At 69.6% G+C, this 18,478-nt stretch carries 15 protein-coding genes; 5 read left to right on the top strand and 10 right to left on the bottom strand.

All coding sequences use genetic code 11. The annotated features are described in order from the left end of the window. Positions 1 to 17 precede the first annotated feature (17 nt). The 3 genes from Q9R27_RS12970 to Q9R27_RS12960 form a co-directional block, all read right to left on the bottom strand. Entirely contained in the window at positions 18 to 1,091 is a 1,074-nt protein-coding gene (locus Q9R27_RS12970; RefSeq protein WP_311252808.1) for a branched-chain amino acid aminotransferase, read from the bottom strand. A gap of 91 nt (positions 1,092 to 1,182) precedes the next feature. Beyond that, complete coding sequence (locus Q9R27_RS12965) at positions 1,183 to 2,265, bottom strand: 3-isopropylmalate dehydrogenase (RefSeq protein WP_311252807.1); 1,083 nt, start codon at positions 2,263 to 2,265, stop codon at positions 1,183 to 1,185. 10 nt (positions 2,266 to 2,275) lie between these two features. Continuing rightward, positions 2,276 to 2,416 carry a hypothetical protein gene (locus tag Q9R27_RS12960; RefSeq protein WP_311252806.1) on the bottom strand — a complete coding sequence of 47 codons (141 nt, stop codon included), beginning with the start codon at positions 2,414 to 2,416 and terminating at the stop codon, positions 2,276 to 2,278. A 380-nt stretch (positions 2,417 to 2,796) separates the two neighbouring features. Here Q9R27_RS12960 and Q9R27_RS12955 point away from each other — a divergent pair, with 380 nt between their 5' ends. Continuing rightward, positions 2,797 to 3,363, top strand: a complete 567-nt coding sequence (locus tag Q9R27_RS12955) for a class I SAM-dependent methyltransferase (RefSeq protein ID WP_311252805.1) — start codon at positions 2,797 to 2,799, stop codon at positions 3,361 to 3,363. A gap of 90 nt (positions 3,364 to 3,453) precedes the next feature. On the opposite strand, the gene Q9R27_RS12950 is transcribed toward Q9R27_RS12955, so the two are convergent. Beyond that, a complete protein-coding gene (locus Q9R27_RS12950; protein ID WP_311252804.1) occupies positions 3,454 to 4,134 on the bottom strand; it encodes a hypothetical protein in 681 nt (226 codons plus the stop codon). A 61-nt stretch (positions 4,135 to 4,195) separates the two neighbouring features. On the opposite strand from Q9R27_RS12950, the gene Q9R27_RS12945 reads away from it, so the two are divergent. From Q9R27_RS12945 to Q9R27_RS12935, 3 genes are read left to right on the top strand one after another with little or no spacing between them, the layout of a single operon-like run. Continuing rightward, positions 4,196 to 5,641 carry a PLP-dependent aminotransferase family protein gene (locus tag Q9R27_RS12945; protein WP_311252803.1) on the top strand — a complete coding sequence of 482 codons (1,446 nt, stop codon included), beginning with the start codon at positions 4,196 to 4,198 and terminating at the stop codon, positions 5,639 to 5,641. Between the two features lie 45 nt (positions 5,642 to 5,686). After that, the gene (locus Q9R27_RS12940; RefSeq protein WP_311252802.1) at positions 5,687 to 6,598 is read left to right on the top strand and encodes an ATP-binding cassette domain-containing protein; all 912 of its coding nucleotides are present in this window, start codon (positions 5,687 to 5,689) and stop codon (positions 6,596 to 6,598) included. After that, complete coding sequence (locus Q9R27_RS12935; protein ID WP_311252801.1) at positions 6,595 to 7,791, top strand: ABC transporter permease; 1,197 nt, start codon at positions 6,595 to 6,597, stop codon at positions 7,789 to 7,791. The genes Q9R27_RS12940 and Q9R27_RS12935 overlap by 4 nt, the downstream gene beginning before the upstream one ends. A 21-nt stretch (positions 7,792 to 7,812) precedes the next feature. Here Q9R27_RS12935 and Q9R27_RS12930 read toward each other — a convergent pair whose 3' ends face one another. Further along, the gene (locus Q9R27_RS12930) at positions 7,813 to 8,961 is read right to left on the bottom strand and encodes a glycoside hydrolase family 16 protein (protein WP_311252800.1); all 1,149 of its coding nucleotides are present in this window, start codon (positions 8,959 to 8,961) and stop codon (positions 7,813 to 7,815) included. Between the two features lie 147 nt (positions 8,962 to 9,108). Further along, positions 9,109 to 10,695, bottom strand: coding sequence for a phosphoglycerate dehydrogenase (gene serA / locus Q9R27_RS12925; RefSeq protein WP_311252799.1), 1,587 nt, complete (start codon positions 10,693 to 10,695; stop codon positions 9,109 to 9,111). 254 nt (positions 10,696 to 10,949) lie between these two features. On the opposite strand from serA, the gene Q9R27_RS12920 reads away from it, so the two are divergent. Then, positions 10,950 to 12,524, top strand: a complete 1,575-nt coding sequence (locus Q9R27_RS12920) for an ABC-F family ATP-binding cassette domain-containing protein (protein ID WP_311252798.1) — start codon at positions 10,950 to 10,952, stop codon at positions 12,522 to 12,524. Between the two features lie 73 nt (positions 12,525 to 12,597). Here the strand turns inward: Q9R27_RS12920 and argG are convergent, their stop codons facing one another. The 4 genes from argG to mgtE are packed head-to-tail and all read right to left on the bottom strand — an operon-like array spanning position 12,598 to position 18,406. Beyond that, positions 12,598 to 14,028 (bottom strand): argininosuccinate synthase, encoded by a 1,431-nt coding sequence (argG, locus tag Q9R27_RS12915; protein WP_311252797.1) that lies wholly within the window; start codon positions 14,026 to 14,028, stop codon positions 12,598 to 12,600. Between the two features lie 52 nt (positions 14,029 to 14,080). Then, positions 14,081 to 16,264 (bottom strand): DUF4185 domain-containing protein, encoded by a 2,184-nt coding sequence (locus Q9R27_RS12910; RefSeq protein WP_311252796.1) that lies wholly within the window; start codon positions 16,262 to 16,264, stop codon positions 14,081 to 14,083. 31 nt (positions 16,265 to 16,295) lie between these two features. Next, positions 16,296 to 17,003: a DsbA family oxidoreductase gene (locus tag Q9R27_RS12905; protein ID WP_311252795.1), complete on the bottom strand. Its 708-nt coding sequence runs from the start codon at positions 17,001 to 17,003 to the stop codon at positions 16,296 to 16,298. Between the two features lie 59 nt (positions 17,004 to 17,062). Continuing rightward, the gene (mgtE, locus tag Q9R27_RS12900) at positions 17,063 to 18,406 is read right to left on the bottom strand and encodes a magnesium transporter (RefSeq protein ID WP_311252794.1); all 1,344 of its coding nucleotides are present in this window, start codon (positions 18,404 to 18,406) and stop codon (positions 17,063 to 17,065) included. Positions 18,407 to 18,478 lie beyond the last annotated feature (72 nt).

Raw genomic sequence — 18,478 nt, 5'->3', positions numbered from 1 at the left:
TAGATGGAACGACGGGTTCAGACGACGTGGTGCATCCAGCCGAAGCTGTCCTCGGCCCGGCCGTACTGCACGTCGACCAGCGCCTGGCGGATCCGCATGGTCAGCTCCTGCGATGCGGGCGCACCGACCTCGCCGCCGTCCCACTTCAGCGCACCGACCGGGGTGATCACCGCGGCCGTCCCGCAGGCGAAGATCTCCACGATGTCACCCGAGGTGATCCCGTCGCGCCACTCGTCGATGGAGAAGCGCCGCTCGGTCACCTGGTGCCCCAGCCCGTCGGCGATCTGGATGATGGAGGAGCGGGTGATCCCCTCGAGGATCGTCCCGGTTGCCGGGGTGACGATGGAGCCGTCCTTGAACACGAAGTACATGTTCATCCCGCCGAGTTCCTCGACGTACTTCCCCTCGGCCACGTCGAGGAAGACGACCTGGTCGCACCCGTTGGCGGTCGCCTCCTGCTGGGCGACCAGGGAACTGGCGTAGTTGCCGCCGGTCTTCGCCGCGCCCATCCCGCCGCGGCCCGCGCGGGTGTATTCCTCGGTGAGCCAGAGGCTGACCGGTTTGATCCCGCCCTTGAAGTAGGCACCTGCTGGCGAGGCGATCACCATGAAGGTGACGTGCTGGCTGGGTCGCACCCCGAGGAACGTCTCCGTGGCGATCATGAAGGGACGGATGTAGAGGCTCTTCTCCCCCTCACCGTCCGGCACCCAGCGTTCATCGACCTGGACCAGCGCGTCGACGGCTGCGACGAAGTCGTCGACGGGCAACTCCGGGAAGGCGAGCCGTTGCGAGGAGCGCGCCATCCGGGCTGCGTTGGCCTCGGGGCGGAAGGTCCACACCGAGCCGTCCTCGCGCCGGTAGGCCTTCATCCCCTCGAAGGTCTCCTGCGCGTAGTGCAGCACGGCCGTGGCCGGGTCGAGGCTGAGCGGTCCGTACGGCGTGATCCGGGCGTCGTGCCACCCCTTCTCCGGCGTCCACTCGACGGTGAACATGTGGTCGGTGAAGTGGATGCCGAAGCCGGGGTTGGCCAGGATCTCGGCAAGGCGGGCGTCGTCGACCGTCTCCGTGGAGAGGGTGGTGCTGATCTGCATGGTGGCCACGCTATACCCACCTTTCGGGGTCGGTTGAAGGAGACGGGCACCCGGGTCTGCCCCGGATGCCCGTGGAGTGTTCCGCCCTGCGTCAGCCGGCCACCCGGGCCGCGATCGCGTCGCCGACCTCGGCGGTACGCCGCACAACGGCGGGGTCGCGCTCGGAGAGGTCGGCGAGCACGGCCTCCTCGATCACCGCGGCCGCCTCGGGGTGGCCGAGGTGGTCCAGCAGCAGGGACGCGGAGAGGATCGCCGCGGTCGGGTCGGCCTTCTGCTGGCCGGCGATGTCGGGGGCGGAGCCGTGCACGGGCTCGAACATGGACGGGGCGGTGCGGTCCGGGTTCACGTTGCCGGAGGCCGCCAGGCCGATGCCGCCGGTGATGGCAGCAGCAAGGTCGGTGATGATGTCGCCGAAGAGGTTGTCGGTGACGATCACGTCGAAGCGCGCGGGGTCGTTGGTCATGTGGATCATCGCCGCGTCGATGTGCATGTAATCGCATCTCACGTCGGGGTGCTCGGCGCCGACGGACTCGAAGAGCCGCCACCACACCGAACCGGCGTTGACCAGGACGTTGGTCTTGTGGACCAGGGTGAGCTTCTTGCGGGGGCGGCGCTCGGCACGGGCGAACGCGTCACGGATCACCCGCTCCACGCCGTACGCCGTGTTGACGCTGACCTCGGTGGCCACCTCGGCCGGCGTACCGACGCGCAGGGCGCCACCGTTGCCGGTGTAGGGCCCCTCGGTGCCCTCGCGGACCACGATGAAATCGACCTCGCGCCCGCCGATGATGTGCTCACCGAGCGGCGAGACCACGCCCGGGAAGATCCGTGAGGGGCGGAGGTTGACGTAGTGATCGAGCTCGAAGCGGAGCTTCAGCAGCAGGCCCCGCTCCAGGATGCCGGGCGGCAGGTTCGGGTCGTTCGGCTTGCCACCGACGGCGCCGAGCAGGATCGCGTCGTGGTTGCGGATCTCCTCCAGGGTGCTCTCGGGCAGCACCTCGCCGGTGGCGAGGTAGCGCTCGGCGCCGAGGTCATAGCGGGTCTGCTCGAACTTGAGCCCGGCGGGTGCGGCCACGTCGAGGACCTTGAGGGCCTCGTCGGTGACCTCGGGACCAATGCCGTCGCCGGGGATGATGGCGAGCTTGGTCGAGGTGGCAGGAGGAGTGGAAGTCATGGGGTGGAATCTAGTTGTCGTCGGGCCGGAAGTCGGCCTTGTCTCGCTGGTCAAGAGTCACCGGCGCATACCAGCTGTTCTGCGGGCTGTCGGGATCGTTCTTGGCCGGTCCCCACTCCTGCAGGCTCCAGTCGGGGTACATCTCATACATCGTCTTTCCTCCGTCGTTGTCTCGATCGGTCAGGGTGTCTTCGGTGGTGCTCGAAGAACGCCCCGCGACGGGACGGGGAGGGAACCATGGGTCACACGGTGCCGATTCGGTCCGCCAGGACCTGGAGATCGCGGATCACGCTGGAATCAACGGGTGGGATCCGCCGCGGGGCGTTCAACATTCAGATGTGTCGAAGGCCCGTGAAACACCACTCGCCACGGCGAGGTGGCCTTCTTCAGGCCTCGCCGCGGCAGTGAATGAGTACGAACACGCTCCGCATGATGCGTCGAGGGTACGCCGGTCCCCGCGCGCCGTGCACCGGGTTTCACGAAACTGCTCAGGATCTGAGACGCCGATCCCGGGATGGAAGACTCGACTCCATGAGCGCACCTCCCGACCTCCCCGAGATCGTCTCGCGCGCCTTCGACGTCTCCCGCAAGGCCGGCTATGTCTCGTTCTGCCGCAACGAGACCGGTCGCCTGCTGGCCACCCTGGCCGCCACCCGCTCCGGGACGCTGGCCGAGTTCGGCACCGGCTGTGGGGTCGGCACCGCCTGGCTGCGCAGCGGCGTACCGTCCGGCGCCCGGATCATCTCGGCCGAGCTCGACCCGAAGCTGGCCGGCGCCGCCGCGGAGATCTTCGCCGACGACGACTCGGTCGAGGTGCTCGCCGCCGACTGGTCGACGCTGCACGACCGCGGCCCGTTCTCCCTGCTCTTCATGGATGCCGGGATCCCCTCCGAGGTGGGGGTCGACTCGATCGCCGACCTGGTCGAACCGGGCGGCATCGTGGTGCTCGACGACTTCGTGCCGTGCGAGATGTGGCCGCCGATCACGGATGGCCGGGTGGACACGCTCCGCGAGGAGTGGCTCACCGACGAGCGGTTCACCGCCGTCGAGGTGATGATCGCGCCCGATGCTTCCGCCATCGTGGCGACCCGGCGCTGATCCGAGGAGTGAGGCGGAGGTAGGCCGAGGCACGAGGTCTGCCGTAGCCGAGCCCCGCAGGCATCAGCGCCCACAGGCACGGCACGCTGATCAGCCCGGATCAGCTACTCCGGGCAGGTCGACGATGCAGGCGGGCAGCATGAGTTGGGACAGCGGCCCGATCGCCAGCGCATAGAGGATGGTCCCCGCCCCGAGCACGCCACCGAGCAGGAGCCCGGCGACCACGACGGTGACTTCCAGCCCGGTGCGGACCAGGCGCAGCGACCATCCGGTACGCCGCGCAAGCCCGGTCATCAGCCCGTCCCGGGGACCGCGCCCGAACTGCGCCCCGATGTAGAGGGCGGTGGCGAGCCCGTTGAGCACGACGCCGGCGACCATCAGCGCCACCCGGGCCACCATCGGGTCCGCCTCGTCGAGCAGGGCCAGCGTGGCATCGGCCGAGAGCCCGACCAGGACGGCGTTGAGGAGGGTGCCGATCCCGGGCTTCTCACGCAGCGGGATCCAGAGCAGCAGGACCACGAAGCTCATCGCGATGACGGCCTGGCCCAGCGTGATCGGGACGTGGCGGATGATGCCGGAGTGGAGCACGTCCCACGGTGCCAGGCCCAGCGCGCCACGGACCATCAGGCCCAGCGAGACGCCGTACAGCACCAGTCCGACGAGGAGCTGGACGAGGCGTCGCGGCAGTCGTCCGGCCCGCAACTGTGCCAGTGGTCCGAGGTCGGCGAGTTCACGCGCGGTGCGCCGGGTCCGGGGTGGAGCGGTTGCCATGTGCACCATTCTCCCGTCGAGTGGCCTTCAAACAAATAGCCACTTCTGGCAGAGTGGCTCCATGTCCCCGACCATCTCCGCCCCTCGCCTGGCCCGTCTCGTCGGCGACTTCGACCGCTCCCCCGCCTACGCCGGCCTGGCCGCCGCGCTGCACCGGTTGATCTCCGAGGGCCGCCTCCCGCACGGCACCCGCCTGCCCAGCGAGCGGGAACTGACCGGGCCGCTGGCACTCAGTCGCACCACCGTCACCCGCGCCTATGCCGAACTGCGCGAGCGCGGGTACGCCGAAGCGCGCCGCGGGTCGGGCACCTTCACCCGGGTCCCGGGCGGTCCGCGCCGGGCACCCGACCGGATCCTCACCCCGCGGGTCCCCGACGGCGTCGACATGATCGACCTCAACTGCGCAGCGGCACCAGCACCTCCCGGAGTGGCCACCGCGTATGCCGCAGCCGTGGCCGACCTGCCCGGCTACCTGAGCGACCACGGCTACTACCCGATGGGGTTACCCGAATTGCAGGCCGCGATCGCCGCGACGTACGACGCCCGCGGACTGCCCACCGAACCCGAGCAGGTGATGGTCACCCCTGGTGCGCTGGCCGCCACGGCGATCGTCGCGCAAGCATGCACCGCCCCCGGGGACCGGATCCTGGTCGAGGTGCCCGGCTATCCCAACGCGGCACGCGCCCTGGCCCGCCCCGGGATCCGGATCGCCACCACGACGGTCGACGACGACGGATGGGACCTGCCCGCCGTCGCCACGGCGCTGCGCCGCACCCGACCACGCCTGGCCCACCTGGTCCCCGACTTCCACAACCCCACCGGGAACCTGATGGACGACGAGCAGCGCGCTGAGTACGCCGCCCACGTGGCGCGCACGGGCGCCGTCGCCCTCATCGACGAGGCCCACCAGGCCCTCACCCTGGCCGGGCAGGCGATGCCACTCCCCTTCGCCGCCCATGTCTCCCGGGCCGGTGGCCAGGCGATCACCGTGGGCGGTGCCTCCAAGACCTTCTGGGGCGGACTGCGGGTCGGCTGGATCCGGGCACCCCATCACCTGATGGACGCCCTGGCTGCCGCCCGACTGACGCTCGACCTCGGGGTGCCCGTGCTCGAACAGCGCGCGGTGCTCCACCTCCTGGCCGACCCCGCACCGACCCTGGCCGACCATCTCGCCCGACTGCGCGAGCAGCGCGATGCCCTGGTCACCGCGATCGGCGACCAGTTGCCGACCTGGTCCTTCCGGGTGCCCCGGGGCGGGCTGGGGCTGTGGTGCCGCCTGCCCGGCGCCGGCGCGGGAGCGTTCACCGCGTCCGCCGAGGCGCACGGTGTCTCGCTCGCGCCCGGGTCGCTCTTCGCCGTCGACGGTGGGTACGACGCATATGTCCGGGTCCCGTACGCACGGCCTGCGGACGAACTGCGCGAGGCGGTCCGCAGGATGGCCGCGGCCTGGGACGCGTCACCGGCGCGGAGCGTTGCCAGGACCAGCGACAAGGTGATGGTCGCCTGACGCACGGCCGCAGGGCTCATGGGGCGGCATGCTTGACTGTGCCCCATGCCAAGACTCGCGGTGGACCGCTTGACCAAGGCCTATGGCGACAAGGTCGCCCTCGACCAGACCTCCTTCGAAGTCGCCCCGGGCGAGATCTTCGGCTTCGTGGGGTCCAACGGGGCCGGGAAGACCACCACGATGAGGATCATCCTGGGGGTCCTGCAGCCGGACTCCGGGTCGGTGACGTGGGACGGTGAACCGGTCGGCGCCGACCACCGGCGCCGGATCGGCTACATGCCCGAGGAGCGCGGGCTGTATCCGAAGATGAAGGTCGGTGACCAACTGGCCTACCTGGCCCGGCTCTACGGCCTCTCCGCGGCGGATGCCCGCGCCTCGATGGAGCGCTGGACCGAGCGCCTCGGCGTCGGTGAGCGGATCGGTGACGCGGTGGAGGTCCTCTCACTGGGGAACCAGCAGCGGATCCAGCTGGCTGCCGCGTTGACCCACGAGCCGGAAGCACTGGTTCTCGACGAGCCCTTCTCCGGCCTCGACCCGGTCGCCGTGGACGTGATGAGCGAGGTGCTCCGCGAGCGGGCCGGGAGCGGCGTACCCGTGCTCTTCTCCTCCCACCAGCTCGACCTGGTCGAGCGGCTCTGTGACCGGGTCGGCATCATCCGCGACGGCCGGATGGTTGCCGTCGGCACGGTCGACGAACTGGCCCGCCATGACACCCCTCGCTGGGTGGTCCAGGGCCCCGCGGATGCCACCTGGGTCCCTGCCGGGTTCCGGGTGGTCGCCGACGACGCAGCCGGCACCGTCGTCGAGGTACCCGAGACCGAGGCCGGCGCCGAACAACGGCTGCTCGCCGCCGCACTGGCCGCGGGCCCGGTGACCACCTTCACCCAGCAGCGTCCGTCCCTGACCGACCTCTACCGCGACGTCGTCACCGCGGCCACCGAGGAGGAGACCGCATGAGCAACCAACAGCTCGGCACCGTCGAGGCGATCCGCCTGGTCGCAGGCCGCGAGATCCGCGCCAAGGTCTTCGCCAAGTCCTTCATCTGGACCACCATCGCCACGGTCGCCGCGATCATCCTCGGTGGCGTGCTCTACTCGTTCCTGGGCTCTTCGGAACCGGACCGTGTCGGCGTACTGCCCGCGTCTGCTGCCCTGGGTGGCCCGGTGGAGTCCGTCTCGACCGCCTCCGGGACGGAGGTCGAGATCGTCGATGTGGCCGACCGCGAGCGTGGTGAGCAAATGTTGCGCGACGGGGATCTCGACGTGCTCGTCCTCTCCGCTGACGAGGAGGTCTCCCTGCTGGTCGCCGATGAACTCAACTCCTCCCTGACCAGTGTCTTCGCTGCGCTGGCCCAGCAGCAGGCGCTCAGTGGTGAGATCGAGGAACTCGGTGGCGATCCCAGCCGGGTCGGCGAGGTGGTCGCCACGGCCGCGCCGACCGTCGAGGCCCTGGAGGAGCCCGCGGAGCGCGACGGCGGCCAGATCGCGGCCGGATTCATCGCCGGGATCCTGATCTTCATGGCCCTGATGACGACCGGTCAGATGGTCGCCCAGGGGGTGGTCGAGGAGAAGTCGAGCCGGGTGGTCGAGCTGTTGCTGGCCACCTTGCGTCCCTGGCAACTGATGGCCGGGAAGGTCCTCGGCATCGGCGCTGTCGGCCTGATCCAGGTCGTGGCCATCGTGGTCGCCGCTGCGGGCACTGCACTCGGGTTCGGCCTGGTCGACACCAGTTCCCTGGCCGTGGGACCGACCGCTGTGTGGGCGCTGGTCTGGTTCGTCCTCGGCTACGCGACCTATGCGCTGGCCATGGCCGGGCTGGCCGCCCTGGTCTCCCGGCAGGAGGACGTCGGCTCGGCGCTGACGCCGGTGATGATGCTGATGATGGTCCCCTACATCATCGGGGTTTCGGTGGCTCCCTGGGATCCGGACAACGTCCTGGTCGTGGTGCTCTCCTACATCCCGTTCTGTTCCCCGATGCTGATGCCGATGCGGATCGCGCTCGGCAGCGCGTCGACGCTGGAGGCACTGCTCGCGGTCGGCCTGACGCTGGTCCTGCTGCCGCTGCTGGTCTGGCTGGCCGGCCGGCTCTACAGCCGCGGCGTGCTGCGCACCGGGGCCCGGATCAAGCTCCTCGCCGCGCTGCGCTCCTGAGGCCGCGGCGTACGGCTTGTCTCAGTTCCAGACCCGGACGTAGTCGACCTCGTACGTCGCCGGGATGGGCGGGGGTGCGAGCAGGTTGAACGTGTTGGTCCCGCTGCCGACCAACTGGGTCAGCGCCAGGATGAACGGCTGGTCAAAGGCTGCGTCGCCGGAGGCGTGCGTCATGCACAACTTGCCGTTCACGTAGATGTCGAGCCGCCTCGATGTCCAGTCCAGGCGGTAGGTGTTCCATGCCCCACGCCTGGCTGCGCAGTGCCATGCAGTGTTCGTGTTCGGTCCGGTGAGGATCTGGCCGTTGGCGTCATGGCGCGAGTGCACGAACGGCACGCTGAGGTCAGGGTAGTTGGAGTAGGTCTCGCTGACGTCGATCTCGCCACTGACCGGCCAGCTGCTCACATCGACGTAGCGGTCATCGGGCCACAGCCAGAACGCCTCATGCAAGCCCGATCTGGTGGTGGCCGTGTTCCGGGATCGGACCTCGAAGCGGCCGTATTTCTGGGAGAACTTCCGGTACGTCGAGACCTGGCCCGAGGTGAGGATCTTCAGTGCGCCCGTGAGCCCGGGGCACTCGAGGAGTGACGCATAGCGGGCCACGAGTCGGAGAGAGCCGTTGCTCACGCTCACGTTGTCCGGGCTGTAGCAGGCGGCCGCGCCGGCTCGGTTGCCGCTGACCGGCGTCTCCTTGGAGTGCACGTACCACTTGCTGGCGTCCAGTCTGGTGCCGTTGAACTCCTCGTTCCACGAGCAGTAGTACAGCGTGCCGTCACCGCGCAACGGCCTCAGCCCACACGCATCGAAACGCGGCTGGATGCTGCGCAGGTGTGAATGGACGCCGGTCCGCGCTTCCCGCACCGTGTAGATCGTCCAGACCGTCCGGGCCGGCATCAGCACCGAGAACCTGTGGTTGGTGCTCGTGATTGCCTGCATGCGCGTGTACTTCTTGTCGAACACGGTGTAGCGCTCGACGTAGAGCGTCTCGCTCTTGAGGCGGGTCTCCCCGGTCAACCGCACCCGGCCATTGGTGTGCACGTGCAGGTTCAGGACCGGCCGAACGGTGGGCGCCGCGGCACTGGCCCGCTCCACGCCGAACTGTCCCAGCACCCCGGCAGGGAGCAAGCCGACGCCGAGCAAGAGGGCAACGACCATGCGGGTGATGTTCACGACTGGGCTCCTGGTCGGGTTCGTCGGCGGCAGGATCAATCGTTGCAACCCGGGCACCCGAAACCCTAGCGAAAGCCGAGTGGATGATCACCCAGGGCCATGGATCATGACCGATCGGTCATCGACCATGGCCCACCCCGATGAACGTCAGGACAGGTCGACCGCGCGCACGCTCTCGGCCGAGATTGCCTCGCCCAGCTCGGCCAGGGTCTCGGCAGGGATGGTGGAATCCACTGCGAGGGCGACCAGGGCGGAGCCGCCCTTGCCGTCGCGCGCGACCTGCATGCCGGCGATGTTCACGCCGGCACCTCCCAGGATGCCGCCGACGGTGCCGACCACGCCGGGGCGGTCCTCGTAGCGGACGAAGGCAAGGTGCTCGGTCAGCTCCACGTCGATGTCGAAGCCGTTGGCCTCGACCAGGCGCTCGCGCTGGGCGATGCCGACCAGGGTGCCGGAGACGGAGACCTGGGTGCCGTCGGCGAGCGTGCCGCGGATGGTGATCAGATTGCGGTGGTCGGGGCTCTCGGCCTCGGTGACCAGGCGTACGTCGATGCCCCGCTCGGCGGCGAGCAGCGGAGCGTTCACATAGGAGACCTGGTCCTCGACGATGTCAGCGAAGACCCCCTTGAGGGCGGCCAGTTCGAGCACCTTGACGTCGTACTCGGTGATCTCGCCGCGAACCTCGACGTCGATCTGCTGCGCGGCACCGCCGGCCAGTCCGGTGAAGACCCGGCCGAGCTTCTCGGTGAGCCCGATGCCGGGGCGCACGTCCTCGGCGATCACGCCGCCCTGGACGTTGACGGCGTCCGGGACCAGCTCGCCGGAGAGGGCGAGGCGCACCGACTTGGCCACCGCGATGCCGGCCTTCTCCTGGGCCTCGTCGGTGGAGGCACCTAGGTGGGGGGTGGCAACCACGTTCTCGAGTTCGAAGAGGGGGCTGTCGGTGCACGGCTCCTTGGCGAAGACGTCCAGGCCAGCGGCCGCGATCCGCCCCTCCTTGAGGGCGTCGTACAGGGCACCCTCGTCGACGATGCCACCGCGGGCGGCGTTGACCAGGACCAGGCTGGACTTGGCCTTCGCGAGCTGCTCGGCACCGATCAGGCCCACCGTCTCAGGCGTCTTGGGCAGGTGCACGCTGATGAAATCGGCCTCGGCCATCAGCGTCTCGAGGTCGACCAGACGGACCCCCATCTGCGCGGCGCGACCGGCCTGCACGTAGGGGTCGTAGGCGATGACCTGCATGCCGAAGGCACTCAACCGCTGGGCGACCAGGACACCGATCCGGCCCAGGCCGACGATGCCGACGGTCTTCTCGTAGAGCTCGATGCCGGTGTACTTGCTGCGCTTCCACTCGCCGTTGCGCAGGCCCTCGTGGCCGGGGCTGATGTTGCGCGCCGCGGCGAGCATCAGGCCCACCGCGAGTTCGGCTGCGGAGACGATGTTGGAGGTGGGCGCGTTGACGACCATCACGCCGGCCTGGGTGGCAGCCTTGACGTCGACGTTGTCCAGCCCGACACCGGCGCGGGCGATCACCTTCAGCTTCCTCGCCGCAGCCAGCGCCTCCTCGTCGACCTTGGTGGCCGAGCGGACCAGGATCGCGTCGACATCAGCGATCGCCGGGATCAACTCGGCGCGGTCGGCACCGTTGCAGTTGCGGATCTCGAAGTCGGGACCGAGTGCCTCGACGGTGGCGGGGCTGAGTTCTTCGGCGATGAGTACGACGGGCTTGCTCACGGCGGCTTCCTCGAGGTGTGTTCGTGGTGGATGGCCAGCGGCGTACGACACGCTGCCCGATGCGCGGCAACCCTATCGCGCCGCCGGGCAACCCCGGATGGCCGTCCGATGGCTGAGGCGCCGGGCGCCAGCCGCGGAAAAACGTTTGCCCGCCGCCGGAGGGGCCTGCGACACTGGCGCGGTGAAGTCCTGAGCAGCCCGTGAAGCCCGCCGTCGGCGGGTGGTTCCCCCGATTCCCGGATCGAGGCCTGCTCATGCGCACTCCCCTACGTTTCTCGAACGTCTCCTTCGCCTGGCCCGACGGCTCGGTCGTCCTGGACGATCTGGACCTGCTCGTTCCCGCCGGCCGCTCCGGTCTGGTCGGCGCCAACGGAGCCGGGAAGTCGACCCTGCTCCACTTGGCCAGCGGCGACCTCCTCCCCTCCTCCGGCTCGGTCAGCCGGGAGGGCCGGGTCGGCGTACTCCGCCAGGATCTCGCCCTGCACCCGGCCACCCCGGTTGACCAGCACCTCGGCGTACGCCGGATCCGCGACGCCATCCGCGCCGTCGAGGGTGGATCGGTGGACCCGGCCCACTTCGACACCATCGGCGATGCGTGGGACATCGACGACCGGATCACCGCGGAGCTCGCCCGGCTCGGCCTCCCCGAGGACGTCCTCGGCCGCCGCCTCGGCCAGCTCTCCGGTGGCGAACTCGTCCAGCTGGACCTGGCCCGACTGCTGCTCCAGCGCCCGGACGTGCTCCTGCTCGACGAGCCCAGCAACAACCTGGACGCTGCGGCCCGCCAGCGGCTGTACGCCGTGGTCCAGGGGTGGTCCGCCACCCTGCTGGTGGTCAGCCACGACCGGGAGCTGCTGGAGCGCGTGGACCGGATCGGCGAGCTGCGCGAGCACACCGTGCGCTGGTATGGCGGGGGCTACACCTCGTACGCCGCCCAGGTGGAGGCCGAGCAAGAGGCTGCGGTGCGTGCGGCGTCGACTGCCCGTGAGGAAGTACGTCGGCAGCGCAACGACCTCGTTGCCAGCCAGCAGGTGCTCGCCGGGCGCAAGCGCTATGCGGAGAAGATGTATGCCACCAAGCGGGAGCCACGGGCCGTGATGAAGCTGAAGCGGCGCTCGGCCCAGGTCTCGGCCGCGAAGTATCGCCAACTCCACGAGGGGCGACTCGACGCAGCACGGGAACGGCTCGACGAGGCCGAGGCCCGCGTCCGCGACGACCGCGGGATCCGGGTGGAGTTGCCCGGCACCGAGGTCCCGCGCGGACGTGAGGTGCTCACCGCCCGGCTCGAACTGCGCACGGGTGCCCGCGTCGAGTTCGAGATGCGGGGGCCGGAACGCGTCGCGGTCACCGGCGCGAACGGAGCCGGCAAGACGACCCTGCTGCACATGCTCTCCGGACGGCTCGAGGCGGTCGGGGAGGTGGCGGTGCACGTGCCCCTCGGGATCCTGGAGCAGCGCCTGACCGGCCTGGACGAATCGCTCTCCGTCTTCGAGAACGTGAAGTTGCGGGCGCCCGACAGCGACGACAACGAGGTGCGTGCGCGCCTGGCCCGCTTCCTCTTCCGCGGCCACGGCGCGGATCGGCCCGCGGGCACGCTCTCGGGAGGCGAGCGCTTCCGGGCCCACCTGGCCGCGGTGCTGCTGGCCGATCCGGCACCGCAACTGCTGCTCCTGGACGAGCCCACCAACAACCTCGACTTCGCGTCGTACGACGCCTTGGTCGGCGCGCTGGGCTCCTATGCGGGTGCGCTCGTCGTGGTCAGCCACGACGAGACCTTCCTGGCCGAGATCGGCGTGGAGCGGCACATCACGCTGGACGGCGCAACGTAGGAGATCTTCCGGCGCCTGGTGCCGGAGGATCTCCTCGTTCAGCAGCGCCCGGAGCCCGGGCACGGCGTGCTGCTCAGTCCGTGCCGAACTCCATCGCGGCCCGCTCGAGTGCGGCCTCGTCCTCGTCCACGGCTTCCTCGCGGGCTGCGATCCGGTCGGCGCCGCCGGCCGGGAGCGCCCCGAAGAGGGTCCCGTTCTCGACCAGGACCTGGCCCTCGTCCAGCGGCTGGGTGGCATAGAGCTCCAGCTTGGAACGGGAGTCGGCGATGTCGAGGTTGCGCATGGTGAGCTGCCCGATCCGGTCGGTGGGACCGAAGGCGGCGTTCTCGGTGCGCTCCATGGAGAGCTTGTCGGGGTGGTAGGAGAAGTCCGGCCCCGAGGTGCTCAGGATGGTGTAGTCCTCACCGCGGCGCAGGCGCAGGGTGACCTCACCGGTGACCAGGGAGGCGATCCAGCGCTGGATCGACTCGCGGATCATCAGCGCCTGCGGGTCCAGCCAGCGGCCCTCGTAGAGCAGTCGCCCGAGCTTGCGCCCCTCGTTGTGGTACTGCGCGACGGTGTCCTCGTTGTGGATCGCGTTGACCAGTCGCTCGTACGCCGCGAAGAGCAGCGCCATGGCCGGGGCCTCGTAGATGCCGCGGGACTTGGCCTCGATGATCCGGTTCTCGATCTGGTCCGACATCCCCAGTCCGTGCCGACCACCGATCGCGTTGGCCTCGTGGACCAGCGCCACGGCGTCGTCGTACCGCTGGCCATTGATCGCGACCGGGCGGCCACGCTCGAAGGCGATGGTGACGTCCTCGGTCTCGATCTGCACCGACGGGTCCCAGAACTTCACGCCCATGATCGGCTCGACCGTCTCCAGGGAGACGTCGAGGTGCTCCAGGGTCTTGGCCTCGTGGGTGGCGCCCCAGATGTTGGCGTCGGTGGAGTAGGCCTTCTCCTTCGAGTCGCGGTAGGGCAGGTCGTGTTCGACGAGCCACTGGCTCATCTCGGCGCGCCCGCCGAGCTCGGTGACGAACTCGGCATCCAGCCACGGCTTGTAGATGCGCAGGTCAGGGTTGGCCAGCAGGCCGTAGCGGTAGAACCGCTCGATGTCGTTGCCCTTGAAGGTGGAGCCGTCACCCCAGATGTCGACGCCGTCCTCGTGCATGGCACGCACCAGCATGGTGCCGGTCACGGCGCGGCCCAGCGGCGTGGTGTTGAAGTAGGCACGCCCGCCGGAACGGATGTGGAAGGCACCGCAGGCAAGTGCGGCCAGGCCCTCCTCGACCAGTGCCGCCTTGCAGTCCACGTGGCGGGCGATCTCGGCGCCGTACTCCAGCGCTCGGCCCGGGACGCCCTCGATGTCGGGCTCGTCGTACTGCCCGATGTCAGCGGTGTAGGTGCAGGGGACGGCGCCCTTGTCACGCATCCAGGCCACCGCCACGGAGGTGTCGAGGCCACCGGAGAAGGCGATGCCGACGCGTTCGCCGACCGGGAGTGAAGTCAGTACCTTGGACATGGCAGAGAGTATATGCATACTCCTGCATGTTTATACAATCTGGGTTGGCGCCTCACTCCGGCAACTCGACCCGGATGAACTTCGGCCGATACTTCATCGGATCCCGGATCACCTCGTTGATGTCCGTGCGGTTGCGGCTGTAGGAGACCACCATCGTGCCCGGCTCGGGCAGCAGGCCCGGGTGGGCCAGGGGCATGTAGCGCATTTCCCCCGTGGCCGCATCCGTGGGCAACTGGGCCAGTGGCTCGCTCGGGGTGAACGGCCCGGTCGGCGACGGCGCCGTCCACGCGACCAGGTCCGTGCCGAGGAAGTCGTCGCGCTTGCTCAGCGCGAACCAGGTGCCGTCCTGCTCGAAGACACTGAGGGTCTGGGAGACACCCTTGACCGCGGGAATCAGTTCGACCGCCTCCGCCTCGTCAACCACCCAGTCGGTGCCGTCGAAGAAGCGCCACGCGGACCGGTCGAGGACGTCATCGACCCTCACCCTGGCCACCTGCAGCGCATAGCCGAACGCTTCCTCGTCGGGATGGGAGGTCCCGTAGAGATAGACCCACCCGTCGTCAATCGCCGAGGCGGCGCCCCACATCGGGCGCCCCGGGTCGGGGTCATCGGGGCCGATGTCCACGACCTTCACCAACTGGGGCACCTTGCCCACCGGTACGACGAAGACCGCCGCCGACGGCCCCAGCACCTCGAAGTCGAACGTGCCCTGCCCCTGGGCCCGCACCCGCTGCATCGCGACCACGACCAGGTCATAGCCGGTGCGCGACTCCCGTCCCAGCGACATCGGCCAGTAGCCGACCGGTGCCCCTCGCCCGGGGTCGATCCGGTCCGGCACCAGCGCGCCATGGTCGGCCGGGGTGACCACCCGCAGGCAGTCCGGCTCGACCACGAGCATCGAGTTGCGCACCAATGCCTGCCCCTCGAAGCCGGGGTCGCGCAGGGTGTCGCCGAAGACGAAGATCCGGCGACCGTCCTGGAGTTCAATGCTGGCGCCGACATCACCACCCTGGAAGTTGCTCTGCACCTCCTCGCCGCCGCGCAACCGGTCGGTGATCCGGTCAAGGTCATCGAGATCCTTGACCGGGCCGGTCTCGACGCATCCCGTCTCCGCCGCCCGGAGCGGCGGGCCCTCGGGTTCCTCGCCCAGCCCGGCCGGCACCAGCCAGACCACGCCGAGCGCCAGGAGCACGACCGGCGTCACCACCGCGACCACCCGCCAGCGCCACTCCCCCCGGGTGGCCGCGGGGTCGGCAGCGGCGGCATGTCGTCGGCTGGCCCCAGCAGAGACCAGGAGGGCTGCCGCAAGCCAGGCGACCAGGACCACCATTGGCCACAGCGGCACCGCAGTCTGGTCATGGAGCAGGACTGCGCTCAACACCCGGTCCAGCGCTCCTACCGGCGTGGCCCCGACCAGGCCCGACCACGGCTGCCCCAGGAAGGCGACATCACTGCGCAACAGCAAGGGGACGACCTGGGCCAGGAAGAGGAGGACTGCCAGGCCCAGCCCGGCCAGTCCAGCCAGCGCTTCCAGTGCCAGCGTCACAGCGCCAGCAAGGACGACCGCCAACGCCAGCAAGGCCGCCACCACCAGGAAGGGACCGCCCGGCCCCGGGGCGATCACGGACAGGAGCAATCCGGTCACCGCGGCGATGCCGGCCAGGACCAGGTGGCGTGCCCGGTTCCGTCGAGACGTCCGGCCCACCGGACCGCGGAGCAGCGAGATCACCAGGATCACGACGAACCCCACCACGTGAGTGCTCAGCGAGAAGAGGTCAACGGTGGCTGGATCGGCGTACGTCGTGGGCACCGCCTGGACCGTGACCGTCCTGCGGTAGGAGTCCTCCAGCCCGGTGACGCGCTCGATGACGGCATCCGCCGTCTCCGGGGCAAGGGCGCCACTGACCACCAGGACGTCCGCTGTGCCGGCCAGGTCGACGACCAGTGCCGCGGCGGCCGTTCCTTCCGCCACCGCCCGCCGGGCCGACTCCTCATCGATCGCGGCGCGTGCGGCGAACGGCTCGCCGGGCAGGGCATTCGCCTCCTCGGCCAGGGAAACCGCGACCACCGGTGCGGTGGCGACGACCACCGGGACGCGGTGTGGCTCGTCGTCGAGCGCCAGGCGCAGGCCCAGGGCGACCAGGCCGCCCACCACCAGGAAGGCAAGGGCCATGGCCATCACCGACCGGGGCAGGCGCCACGGTGGGCGTGCTCCGGACCCGCGGGCTTCTTCCACGGGGACAGCCTATTTCAGGTCGGCCCCTTCGTCAGAGGGCACACCCGTCGGGCCCGCAGGCCTCTCCGTCCGCGTCGACCATCTGCAACGCCGGACGTGACTCCTGCCAGGCCTGCTCCAGCACCCTGGTGAACACCTCGACGGGTTGCGCCCCGGAGACGCCGTACTTCTCGTCGATCACGAAGAACGGCACCCCGGAGGCCCCGAAGGCCTGCGCGCGGGCGATGTCGTCCTGCACCTGCTCGGCGTACGTCGATCCGGCCAGCACCTCGCGGACCCGCTCGGCGTCGAGGCCCACCCCGGTCGCGATCTCGGTCAGTACGTCGTGGTCGGCCACGTTGCGGACCTCGACGAAGTACGCCGACAGCAGCGCTTCCTTGAGTGCGGACTGCTGGTCGCGTCCCCCTGCCTCCAGGGCGAGGTGGAGCAGGCGGTGCGCGTCGACCGTGTTGACCCGCAACGTCTCGGAGAGGCGGTAGAGCAGGCCTTCCTCAGCGGCAACGGCCTCGACCTGGTCCATCATCTGCTGGGCCCGCTCGATGCCGCCGCCGTACTTCTTGGCCAGCGACTCCACCGTCTTCTCGCTCGGCACCACCGGCGCCCCGGGGTCGAGTTGGTAGGAGTGCCAGGTCACCTCGACCTGGTCGGCATGGACAAAGCCTGCCAGGGCCTTCTCCAGGCGGCGCTTGCCGATGTAGCACCAGGGACAGACCACGTCGGACCACACGTCGATTCGCATGCCTGGTCAACCACCGGCGACGGCGGGACATTCCCGATTGGCCGCACCGGTCGGGAGTCTCAGATCCCCAGCACCGCCTTGGCGATCATGAAGTAGATCAACAGGCCGGTGGCATCGCAGAAGGTGGTGATGAACGGCGTGGAGAAGACGGCCGGGTCCACCCGGAGCTTCTTCGCGATCATCGGCATCACCCCGCCCACCGTGGCCGCCATCGAGCAGACGCAGAACAGGGTGAGGCCGATCACCAGTCCGGTGTCGGTGTCATAGGCCAGGGCGGCCAGCGCGAAGCCGAGCGACCCCAGGAGCAGGCCCAGCATGGCGCCGACCCGCACCTCGCGCAGCATCACCGCCCACACGTCGGAGGTCCGTACGTCGCCCATCGCCAGGGCGCGGGTGATCGTGGTGGCGGCCTGCGAACCGGTGTTGCCACCGGTGCCGGTGAGCAGCGGGATGAAGAGCGCCAGCACGACCTTCTGCTCCAGCGTCGCCTCGAAGATCTCCAGCACCTGCACGGTCAGGATCGCCGACATCGCCAACACCAGCAGCCACACCACCCGGGCGCGCGCCACCTTGGCAATCGAGGTGGAGAGGTAGGGCCGGCGCAGCGGCTCGGTGGCACCGGCCCGGGCAGCATCCTCCTCCTCGGCCTGCTCCAGGATCCGCTGCGCGTCATCCACGGTCAGGATCCCGAGCAGGCGGGTCTCGCTGTCGACGATCGGCATCGCCAGCACGCCGAGGTCGACACAGAGGCGGGCCACCTCCTCCGCGTCGTCGTTGGCGTGCGCGAAGTGGACGGTGCCCATGATGTCGCCGACCATGTCCTCGGGGCCGGCCTCGAAGAGGTCACGCAGGCTGAGTACGCCGACCAGCTTCTTGTCGGGATCGGTCACCGGAAGCGTGTAGATCGTCTCGGCCTGGGCCACCCGGCGGCGCACCACGTCGAGTGCCTCCGCCACCGTCAGGTGCGGGTGGGCGCTGACGTATTCCGGGCTCATCCGGCGCCCGACCGAACCGGCCCGGTGACCCAGGATCACCCAGGTCAGGTCACGCTCGTGCGGGGTCAACTGCTGGATCAACCGTCGCGCCACTGCCGCCGGCAACTCGTCCATCAGGAGCACCCGGTCGTCGGGGTCCAGGTCGGTGAAGAGGTCCGTAACCTCACGGTCGGCCAGGCCGAGGAAGAGTTCCCCCTGCACCGACGGGTCGAGGCGCTCGAAGACCCGGAGTGCGACATCCTTGGCAAGCAACCGGAACAGCACCGCGGAACGACGCTGCGAGGAACGTTCGATGAGGTCGACCAGTTCGCGGTCGCCCAGGTGCTCGAGCACCCGTGACACCGCCAGGAGATCCCGGTCGGCCAGCGCCCGGGCCAGGGCTTCCTCCGTCGTCAGCGCCTCCACCATCCACCTCCATCGACTCTGCGTACCATCCTCGCCCGGGATCGACGTCAGGGTTCTCTCGGGGTCATCCGGGGG

This window comes from Nocardioides sp. AE5 (genome assembly GCF_031844485.1).
Lineage (GTDB): Bacteria > Actinomycetota > Actinomycetes > Propionibacteriales > Nocardioidaceae > Nocardioides.
This window is presented reverse-complemented; position numbering and strand designations above follow the sequence as displayed.

Coding starts and splice junctions, on each gene's coding strand:
- Q9R27_RS12970 (WP_311252808.1), bottom strand. CDS start 1,091: ATGCAGATCAGCACCACCCTCTCCACGGAGACGGTCGACGACGCCCGC.
- Q9R27_RS12965 (WP_311252807.1), bottom strand. CDS start 2,265: ATGACTTCCACTCCTCCTGCCACCTCGACCAAGCTCGCCATCATCCCC.
- Q9R27_RS12960 (WP_311252806.1), bottom strand. CDS start 2,416: ATGTATGAGATGTACCCCGACTGGAGCCTGCAGGAGTGGGGACCGGCC.
- Q9R27_RS12955 (WP_311252805.1), top strand. CDS start 2,797: ATGAGCGCACCTCCCGACCTCCCCGAGATCGTCTCGCGCGCCTTCGAC.
- Q9R27_RS12950 (WP_311252804.1), bottom strand. CDS start 4,134: ATGGCAACCGCTCCACCCCGGACCCGGCGCACCGCGCGTGAACTCGCC.
- Q9R27_RS12945 (WP_311252803.1), top strand. CDS start 4,196: ATGTCCCCGACCATCTCCGCCCCTCGCCTGGCCCGTCTCGTCGGCGAC.
- Q9R27_RS12940 (WP_311252802.1), top strand. CDS start 5,687: ATGCCAAGACTCGCGGTGGACCGCTTGACCAAGGCCTATGGCGACAAG.
- Q9R27_RS12935 (WP_311252801.1), top strand. CDS start 6,595: ATGAGCAACCAACAGCTCGGCACCGTCGAGGCGATCCGCCTGGTCGCA.
- Q9R27_RS12920 (WP_311252798.1), top strand. CDS start 10,950: ATGCGCACTCCCCTACGTTTCTCGAACGTCTCCTTCGCCTGGCCCGAC.
- argG (WP_311252797.1), bottom strand. CDS start 14,028: ATGTCCAAGGTACTGACTTCACTCCCGGTCGGCGAACGCGTCGGCATC.
- Q9R27_RS12905 (WP_311252795.1), bottom strand. CDS start 17,003: ATGCGAATCGACGTGTGGTCCGACGTGGTCTGTCCCTGGTGCTACATC.
- mgtE (WP_311252794.1), bottom strand. CDS start 18,406: ATGGTGGAGGCGCTGACGACGGAGGAAGCCCTGGCCCGGGCGCTGGCC.